Below are 9,390 nucleotides of genomic sequence, written 5' to 3' on the forward strand. Positions count from 1 at the left end.
GATTGGCCTGACCACCGCTCACGAGCTCGGCAACTTCTATGTGTTCTGGGAGCTGATGACCTGGACGTCCTACTTCCTGGTCGTCCACGAGGAGACGCCGAAGGCGCTGCGGGCAGGCCTCGTCTACTTTCTCATGTGTGCGGCGGGCGCCTATGTGATGCAGTTCGGCATCCTGCTCACCCACGCCGAAATCGGCTCGTTCGAGTTCTCCGCGCTTGCAGCCAAGGCGGCCGAAATGCCGCCGGCGATCGGGGCGACCGTCACGGCGTGCTTCCTCCTAGGCTTCGCGGTGAAGATGGGGCTCGTTCCCCTGCAAAGCTGGCTGCCGCTCGCCCATCCCGAAGCGCCGTCGTCGATCTCGGGCCCGCTGTCGGGCATCCTCACCAAGGCCGGCGTGTTCGGCGTGGTCAAGGTGCTCTACCTCACAGTCGGCGCGACCGCGCTGGCGCATTTCGCCTTCGCCGGGATCGACGCCGCCACGCTCATCACCGTGCTGGGCTGCCTCACCCTGATTTACGGCGAGCTCAAGGCGCTGTTCGAGCCCGAGCTCAAGCGCATGCTGGCGTTCTCCACCATCGCGCAGATCGGCGAGATCGCCGCCATCCTGGGCATCGGCACAGCGCTCGCGACCGACGCCTCGCTCCTGCACGTGATGAACCACGCGGTGATGAAGACGCTTCTCTTCTACGCGGCGGGCGCCTTCATTCTCAGGACGGGGGGACGCCGCATCGAGGACGTCGCCGGGCTCGGCCGGGTCATGCCCTTCACCGCGGGCGCCTATGCGCTGGCGAGCTTCGCCATCATGGGCCTACCGCCGTTCTCCGGCTTCGTCTCCAAGTTCCTGATGATCTACGCCGCGGCGATGAGCGGGCATGTCGGCGTCGCGGCGCTGATGCTCATCGGCGGCGTCATCGCGGTCGTCTACTACACCCGGGTCGTCAGCTACCTGTTCTACTACCCGTACAAGGGCGAGGACCTCGTGCGCGAGGCGCCGGCTCCGATGCTCGTCGCGATCGGCGCACTCGCGGCGGCGATCGTCGTCGGCGGCGTGGCGCCCGGCTGGCAGCTCGCGCTTGTCGAGCGCGTCGGCGACCTCGCGGCGTTCAAGGGCGCGATCGGCAGCGGACCGCTGCCGGGCCTCGTCGCCGACTGGCCGGCGGGGGCGGCCATCGCCATGGTCGGCGCTGTCGCGGCGCTGCTCGTCGGCCGCGTCTCGCCGACATGGTCCGGGCGCCTCGCCGTGGCGACGCTGATTGCGGCGCTCGCGGGCGTGATCGCGGAGCACGGCCGCTACGATCTCCTGTCCTTCTGCTTCGCCGTGCTGATTGCGGCCGTCGGCGCGCTCAACATGCTGCACTCGACGGCGTATCTCGAGCATAGCCACCGGCAGGGCCGCTTCTTCGCCGCGTTCACCGTGATGGTCGCGGGCCTGATCGGCATGACGCAGGCGAAGGACATCTTCAGCTTCTTCGCCTTCTGGGAGCTGATGAGCTCATGGGCCTTGTGGGCGGCGATTGCGCACGAGGAGACTCCCGCGGCGCGGCGGGAAGCCTTCAAGTACTTTCTGTTCAACACGGTGGGCGCCGGCTTCATGTTCCTCGGCCTGACGCTGATCGCGGCGCAGGCGGGAACGTTCGAGTTCGCCCGGATCGGCGCGGCTTTGCGCGAGCTGCCGCCGCATATGGTCGCGCCCGGCGTTATCCTCGTCTTCCTCGGCCTGGTGATGAAGGCCGCGATGTTGCCGGTGCGCATCGATGTTCAGATGCATCCCGCGCTCGCGCCGACCCCGGTCTCCGGCTACATCTCGGCGGTGCTCTTGAAGAGCGGCCCGTGGGGCGTCCTGAAGCTCTTCGCGTTGTTCGGCGGTGCCGCAACCTTCATGAAGCTCGGCGGCGAGGTCCACGGACAGCCGCTGCTCCTCTACGTCATCTCGATCATTGCCGGCGTCACCATCGTCTACGCCGGCGCGATGGCGGCGATCCAGAACGGGATCAAGCTGCTGCTCATCTACTCGACCGTCTGCCAGCTCGGCTACGTGCTGATGGCGGTGTCGCTCGGCACGTCGCTCGGCGTCGCTGGCGGGCTCATGCACCTCGTCAACCATATGCTGCTCAAGGACGCGCTGTTCCTCGTCGCGGGCGCAGTGATGCTGCAAGGCCACGCGACCATGCTCGACGAACTCGGAGGGCTCGGCCGCCGGATGCCCTTCACCTTCGGCGTGTTCCTGCTCTCCGGCCTGTCGCTCGCCGGCATGCCGCCGCTCAACGGCTTCGCCTCGAAGTGGCTGATCTATGTGGCCGCGTTCCAGTCCGGTCATTGGGCGCTCGGCGCGGCGGCGATGATCTCGAGCCTCTTCACCCTCGCGGCGATCATGCGCTTCGCCCACGCCGGGTTCATGGGCGCGCCGACGGCCAAGGCCCTCGCCGCGAAGGAAGCGCCGCTCGCGATGCTGATCCCGATGGGCGCGCTCGCGGCCGGCAGCGTGATCACTGGTCTCTTCCCCGGTCTGCTGCTCGTTCCGATCGCCGCGATCGAGAGCGATCTCGGCTTCCCGCTGGTCGCCGCGTCGCTCTTGGGGCCGCTTCCGGGCCTCGAAGGCTGGAGCCCGCTGGCGCTCACCGCGCTGTCGCTCCTGTTCGCCGCGCTGCTCGCGCCCTGGCTGTGGCTCGGACGGAAGGCCGGAATCGTCCGCAACCCCGTCTATCTCTGCGGCGTCAGCGACATCGCCCCCGAGGAGACCCGGGCGGCGAGCGAGCGGCTGTACGAGACGCCTGAAGCGATTCTGCGCCGTGCGCTGTTCGCGCCCGAGCCCGCCGAAGGCGAGAAGGTGTGAGGGAGCCATGACGAACGCGCTCTCCATTCTGATCGCCGCGCTGCTCTTTCCCGGCGGCGCGTTCGCGCTCACCTTCGGGCTTGCGCTGAAAGGGGCCGACCGTCGCCTCGCCGCGCGCCTTCAGGGCCGTGTTGGGCCGCCGCTGGCGCAGCCGTTCTTCGACCTCGTCAAGCTCGGCTTCAAGCGCATGATGGCGCCGACCGAAGCCTTCGAGCCCATGTTCTTTGGCGCGCCGCTCGTCGGCGCGGCCGCGATGCTGATCGCGATCATGCTCGTGCCCATAGCCGGCGTCTATGCCCCGGCGCCCGTGACGGGTGACCTCATCGTACTCATCTATCTGCTCGCCATTCCCGGCATTGCGCTGATGATCGCGGGCTCCGCCTCGGGCTCGCCCTACGGCGCGCTCGGCTTCTCGCGCGAGATGGCGATGAGGATCGCGTATGAAGGGCCGATCGTGCTGATCGCGATCGCGGTCGCCCTCCGCGTCGGCCTCGCCGAGGGCAGCGCGCCGACCTTCTCGCTCGCCGGGATCGTGCGCTACCAGCATGCCCACGGTATGCTGCTTTTCGATCCGCTCATGTGGCCGGCGGTCGTCGCCTTCGCTTTCTTCTATCCCGCCAATCTCGGCATCGTCCCGTTCGACATCCCGGAGGCGGAGACAGAGGTGCTGGAGGGGCCGCTGCTCGAATACTCTGGGCCGGCGCTGGCGCTGTTCAAGATGATGTCGGCGCTGAAGGCGGTCGTGGTGCTGGGCCTCGGCGTCGCGCTGTTCATGCCGCTGCCGCTCGCAGGATTGGCCGCGCTCGCCGGCTGGATCGTCGAGATGCTGGCGCTCGTCCTCGTCGGCGTGACCGCGGTGCGCGTCGCGACCGGGCGCATGCGCATCGATCAGGCCTTCGTCTTCTTCCTGAAGTGGCCGCTGATGCTGGCGCTTCTCAGCCTCGTCGTCGCCGCCTGGTCCACGATGGGAGGAATCCCATGACCGTCCTCGCCCGACTGAAGGACATGGCCGCGCGGTCGCCCTGGCTCTACCGGATCAACGCCGGATCGTGCAACGGCTGCGACGTCGAGCTTGCGACCACCGCGCTCATTCCGCGCTACGACGTCGAGCGCCTGGGGTGCCAGTACTGCGGCAGCCCGCGACACGCGGACATCGTGCTGATCACCGGGCCGCTGACGAAGCATGTGCTCGAGGCCGCGAAGCGCGTCTATGCCGAAATCCCGGATCCGAAAGTGACGGTTGCAGTCGGCGTCTGCCCGATCTCGGGCGGGATCTTCCGCGAGAGCTACGCCGTGTGCGCGCCGATCGACGGGTACTTCCCGGTCGACGTCAACGTTCCCGGCTGTCCGCCGCGGCCGCAGGCGATCATCGAGGGCGTCGCCAAGGCGATCGCCGTCTGGCGCGAACGGCTGTGAGGAGGGCGCGATGAACTTTCTCGAACTCTTCGGCCGCAATCTCCGCCGGGGGCCTTACACCGAGCCGTTCCCGTTCGCGCCCGCGGCGCCGGCGCCGAAACGGTTGCGCGGCCGCATCGTCTTCGACGCGAGGATCTGCGAGGGCTGCCTCTTATGCGAGAAGCTGTGCCCTTCGGGCGCCATTCGCTTCGCCCGGGCGCCCGAGGGCATGACCTTCGACTGCTGGCATCCGACCTGCGTCTTCTGCGGAACCTGCGAGTTCTATTGCCCGACCAAGGCGATCCATCAGACCAACGACTGGAGCCTGGCGCATCTCGAGGCGGAAAAGTTCGCGCTCGCCGAACATGGGCTGATCCCGAGCATTGTCTGCGCGGAATGCGGCGGCAAGGGGCTCGACACCGCGCCCAACGTCTCCAAGATCCGGCCGCCCCTCTCCGCTGAAGAACTGGCGCAGTTGCGCGCGCGCTGTCCGAAGTGCCGCAACAAATTCTTGAGGACCAGGGGGAAGGCGTCATGACCGGCCTGCCCGAGACCCTTCAGGGTCAGCTCACCGCGGCCGCGCCGAGCGGGATCGACTATTCCTCCTCGACTTCCCTGCACGGCGTCGTGACGTTTTGGTGCGGCCTCGCCGACAGCGAGGAGATTCTTGCCGTCGGCAAGGCGCTGCTGGCGGCCGGGGCGCGCCTGGCCATGGTGTCGGCCCTGCAGCCGTCGGCGCCCGAGCAGGACGAACCGGAGGACAACGACACTGCCGAAGCCGAGCGCTCCGGCAAGGAGGCGCCAAAAACCTTCGGCGGGACTCCGCTCGACAGCAAGTCCTACGAGATCGACTACCACTTCGTGCTCGGCGGCGATTTCCTGACGGTGATCGCCTATGTCCCTCACGGCGGGTCGATCCCCTCCCTCACGCCGCTCTTCCGGTCCGCTGACTGGCCGGAACGCGACATGATGGAGGAATACGCGATCGTGGTGCGGGATCACCCTGACCCGCGCCGGCTGTTCCTCGATCCCGCCATCGACGGGGCGGTGCTCGAACGGCTCATCCCCTATTCGACGCTCGTCAACGCCGCCAGCACCAAGGCGCTGTGGGACAAGGTGCTGGCTGCGAAGCGAGGCGCGTCATGACCGCGCGTCCCACCTACACCATCCCCGTCGGGCCGCTGCACGTCGCGCTCGAAGAGCCGATGTACTTCCACATCGACGTCGAAGGCGAGACCGTGCGCGGAGTCGACATCCGCGCCGGCCATGTCCACCGCGGCATCGAATATCTGACCGCCAAGCGCTCAATCACTCAGAACGTCGTGCTCACTGAGCGCATTTGCGCGCTCTGCTCCAACAGCCACCCCGAGACCTTTGTCATGGCCTGCGAAGAGATCGCCGGCCTCGAGATTCCACCGCGGGCAGCCTACCTCCGGGTGATCGCCGCCGAGATCAAGCGCATCGCCTCGCACCTCTTCAACGTCGGCATTCTCGCGCACCTAACCGGTTACGACACGCTCTTCATGCACGCCATGCAGGTGCGCGAGATCATGCAGGACGTGAAGGAGACGCTGTTCGGCAACCGCATGGATATTGCCGCGATGTGCATCGGGGGCGTGCGCTACGACCTCGACGAGGAGATGAAGGCGTTTCTTTCGGCCTCGCTCGACAGGCTCGCGCCGGAGGCCGACGCGCTCGTCGAAACCTACCGTCGCAACGGCACGATCCTGCGTCGGAGCAAAGGCGTCGGAGTCTTGGCGAAGGATCAGGCCGTGGCCTGCGCCGTCGTCGGACCGGTCGCGCGCGCCTGCGGGCTCGGCTACGACGTCCGTACCGCCGCGCCTTATGCGGCTTACGACCGCTTGAACGTGGCCGTCCCGACGCTCGCCGACGGCGACGTGTGGTCCCGGGCGATGATCCGGCTGACCGAGATCGGCGCCTCGGTCGCGCTGATCCGCCAATGTCTCCGCGATCTGCCGGACGGCCCCGTGCGCCTCGCCGACCGTCCCGACATCCCGGCGGGACGCGCGATGGGCAAGTGCGAGGCCCCGCGCGGCGAACTTGTCTACTTCCTCAAGACCAACGGCGCCGACGAGTCCGAGCGGGTGAAATGGCGCGTGCCCAGCTTCCCCAACTGGGACGCGCTGCGCTTCATGCTCAAGGACGCCAAGATCGCGGACATCGCCATCATCGTCAACAGCATCGACCCGTGCGTGTCCTGCACGGAGCGCTGAAACCGCGCGTGGCCCGGGCTCGCGCCCGGGACGCCGCATGAAAAGAAGGAGTTTAGCAATGGCCATGAAGATCATCACCGATCAATGCACGGGCTGTGGCGCCTGCGAGGGCGAGTGTCCCAACAAGGCGATCTCGCACAAGGGCAAGCTGTTCAAGATCGATCCCAACAAATGCAAGGAATGCGAGGGCGACTTCGACAGCCCGCAATGCGTCGAAGTGTGTCAGGCCGGATGCATCGAAAAGCTCGAAGAAGCGGCGTGATCGCGGCCGTCCGCCGGGCGCGAGCGCCCGGCCAAGTCTCCGCGCTCGGGAGGCGGAAATCATGGACGTTTACGAGGAACTCATTCGCGAGCGGAACGCCGGCCGCATGTGCGTGCTGGCGACGATCGTCAACGCCGTCGGCTCGGTTCCCTCTCACGCCACGGCGAAGCTGCTCTTGCGCGAGGACGGAAGCATCGTCGGCACCGTCGGCGGCGGCGCCGCGGAGGCCGCGGTGATCGAGGAGGCGAAGCGGGTCCTCGCCTCCGGCAGGCCGAAGCTCGCTTCGTTCGATCTGCACGAGAATCCGCGCATGGACATCGGCATGGTCTGCGGCGGCAGCCTGAATGTGTTCATCGAGCCGGTCCGGCCGGCGCCGCTCGCCTATCTCTTCGGCGCGGGCCATGTCGGAGCGCTCACCGCCGCCGCGGCACGGATTGCGCGGATCGACGTCGAGGTGATCGACGACCGGCCGGAATTCGCCTGCGCCGAAAGGTTCCCGGGCGCGCGCGCGATCCACGCCGGCGACATCGATACGACGCTCGCCGCCCTGAAGCCGAACGCCAACGCGCTCATCTTCATCGCCGGACGCAGCCACGAACTCGACGCCCGAGCGCTGCGCTGGGCGATCGACACGCCGGCGTTCTACATCGGCATGATCGGCTCCCGGCGCAAAGTCCAGTTCGTCTACCACAAGCTGAAGACCGAAGGCGTCACAGACGACCAGTTGAGCCGGGTTCACGCGCCCGTCGGTCTCAACATCGGCGCGGCCACGGCGGAGGAAATCGCGATCTCCGTGGTTGCGGAGATGGTCTCTGAGATCCGCCATGTCGAAGCCGCGCGCGCGCTCATGAGCAACATGACCGACGTGGCTCAGGCCATCGGACGGAAGATCTCACAAAACAGGCCAGACCGCCAAGACGCTGCGATCGAGCTGCGGCCCGCCGTGAAGGGCGAGGCCGCTCCGGTCGCTGGGTGGCGGCGAACACCTGATGGAGGAAGGCCATGAAACGAACATTATTGAACGTGAACGGCGTCGACCGCTGGATCGTCGCCGAGAAAACCGCCACGCTGGCCCAGGTCCTGCGCGAGCAGATGCTGCTCACCGGCTGCAAGATCTGCTGCGAGGACGGACAGTGCGGCGCATGCACGGTGATCATCGACGGCAAGCCCGACCGCTGCTGCACGACAAAGCTCGAGAAGCTGGCGCCGGGTGCGAAGATCCTCACCATCGAGGGCCTCGGGACGCCCGGCGACCTGCATCCGCTGCAGGTCGCCTGGATGGCGCACGGCGGCGCGCAGTGCGGCGTCTGTACGCCGGGCTTCATCATGTCCGCCAAAGTGTTGCTCGACCACAACCTGTCGCCGACGCGCGCAGCGGTGCGGGCGTGGTTCAATCGCAACCGCAATCTCTGCCGTTGCACCGGCTACAAGCAACTCATCGACGCTGTGATGGACGCGGCGTCGATGCTGCGCGGTGAGCTGACGGCTGACCAGGTCATGGCCAAGGTCAAGGACAACGGCTCGATCCTCGGCACGCGCTATCAGCGTCCGTCGGCGCTCGCCAAGGTCACGGGCGCGTGGGACTTCGGCGCCGACGTGGCCCTGCGCATGCCGGCGAACACGCTGCGTCTCGCGCTGGTCCAGGCGAAGGTGTCGCACGCCCTCATCAAGGGGATCGACACCAGCGAAGCCGACAGGATGCCGGGCGTCGCGAAGGTCATCACCTGGAAGGATGTGAAGGGCAAGAACGCCATCACCGGCCTCATCACCTTCCCGACCAACAAGGGCGACGGCTGGGACCGCCCGATCCTGTGCAAGGAGAAGGTGTTCCAGTTCGGTGACGCGATCGCGATCGTAGCCGCCGACACGGTGGAGCACGCGCGCGCGGCGGCCGACAAGGTCAAGGTCGACCTCGAAGTTCTGCCCGCGTACATGTCCGGCTTTGCGGCGCTGGCGCCCGATGCAATCGAGATCCACCCCGGCGTGCCGAACGTCTACTATGAGCAGGGCGTGGTGAAGGGCGACGAAACCAAGGCCTTCTTCGAAAAGGCCAAGGCGACGGTCGACATCACGACCTACTGCAGCCGCCAGCCCCATCTGCATCTGGAGCCGGATTGCGGCGTCGCCTACATCGACGAAGACGGCGTGCTGACGATCCAGTCGAAGAGCATCGGCATCCATCTGCATCATGCGATGATTTGCCCGGGAATCGGGGTGGCGCCGGAGAAGCTCCGGCTCATCCAGAATCCGTCCGGCGGGACGTTCGGCTACAAGTTCTCGCCGACGATGGAGGCTCTGCTCGGCGTCGCCGCGCTCGCCACCGGGAGACCGGTATCGCTGGTCTACAGCCAGTATCAGAATATCACCTATACCGGTAAGCGCTCGCCCGGAAACGTCAACATCAAGCTGGCCTGCAACGCGGAAGGCAAGCTGACCGCGATGGAGACCGACTGGTGGATCGACCACGGGCCGTACTCCGAGTTCGGCGACCTTTTGACGGTCCGCCAGGCTCAGTTCATCGGCGCGGGCTACCATCTCGAGAACATCCGCGGCCACGGCCGCACGATCGCCACCAACCATGCGTGGGGATCGGCGTTCCGCGCTTACGGCTCGCCGCAGTCGTTCCTGGCCTCCGAGATCGCCATGGACATGCTGGCCGAGAAAAT

General features: G+C 67.0%; 9 protein-coding genes. All 9 read left to right on the plus strand.

Features of this window, described 5'->3' with window-relative positions; translation table 11 throughout:
* Positions 1-2,833: complex I subunit 5 family protein (locus ACLP25_RS00635; RefSeq protein WP_442467316.1), on the plus strand; the 2,833-nt coding region annotated here is incomplete at its 5' end.
* Positions 2,834-2,840: 7 nt separating this feature from the next.
* Positions 2,841-3,815 (plus strand): respiratory chain complex I subunit 1 family protein, encoded by a 975-nt coding sequence (locus ACLP25_RS00640; protein WP_442467317.1) that lies wholly within the window; start codon positions 2,841-2,843, stop codon positions 3,813-3,815.
* Positions 3,812-4,249: an NADH-quinone oxidoreductase subunit B family protein gene (locus ACLP25_RS00645; RefSeq protein ID WP_442467318.1), complete on the plus strand. Its 438-nt coding sequence runs from the start codon at positions 3,812-3,814 to the stop codon at positions 4,247-4,249. The genes ACLP25_RS00640 and ACLP25_RS00645 overlap by 4 nt, the downstream gene beginning before the upstream one ends.
* 10 nt (positions 4,250-4,259) lie before the next feature.
* Positions 4,260-4,766: a 4Fe-4S binding protein gene (locus ACLP25_RS00650; protein ID WP_442467319.1), complete on the plus strand. Its 507-nt coding sequence runs from the start codon at positions 4,260-4,262 to the stop codon at positions 4,764-4,766.
* The gene (locus ACLP25_RS00655) at positions 4,763-5,374 is read left to right on the plus strand and encodes an NADH-quinone oxidoreductase subunit C (protein WP_442467320.1); all 612 of its coding nucleotides are present in this window, start codon (positions 4,763-4,765) and stop codon (positions 5,372-5,374) included. Before ACLP25_RS00650 ends, ACLP25_RS00655 begins: the two co-directional genes overlap by 4 nt.
* Entirely contained in the window at positions 5,371-6,462 is a 1,092-nt protein-coding gene (locus ACLP25_RS00660) for a hydrogenase large subunit (RefSeq protein ID WP_442467321.1), read from the plus strand. The genes ACLP25_RS00655 and ACLP25_RS00660 overlap by 4 nt, the downstream gene beginning before the upstream one ends.
* 58 nt (positions 6,463-6,520) lie before the next feature.
* Positions 6,521-6,724: a 4Fe-4S binding protein gene (locus ACLP25_RS00665; protein WP_442467322.1), complete on the plus strand. Its 204-nt coding sequence runs from the start codon at positions 6,521-6,523 to the stop codon at positions 6,722-6,724.
* 61 nt (positions 6,725-6,785) lie between these two features.
* Entirely contained in the window at positions 6,786-7,730 is a 945-nt protein-coding gene (locus ACLP25_RS00670; RefSeq protein ID WP_442467323.1) for an XdhC family protein, read from the plus strand.
* Positions 7,727-9,390: molybdopterin-dependent oxidoreductase (locus ACLP25_RS00675; RefSeq protein WP_442467324.1), on the plus strand; the 1,664-nt coding region annotated here is incomplete at its 3' end. The genes ACLP25_RS00670 and ACLP25_RS00675, both read left to right, overlap by 4 nt.

The sequence above is a fragment of the Roseiarcus sp. genome (genome assembly GCF_052145395.1).
Classification (GTDB): Bacteria; Pseudomonadota; Alphaproteobacteria; order Rhizobiales; family Beijerinckiaceae; genus Roseiarcus.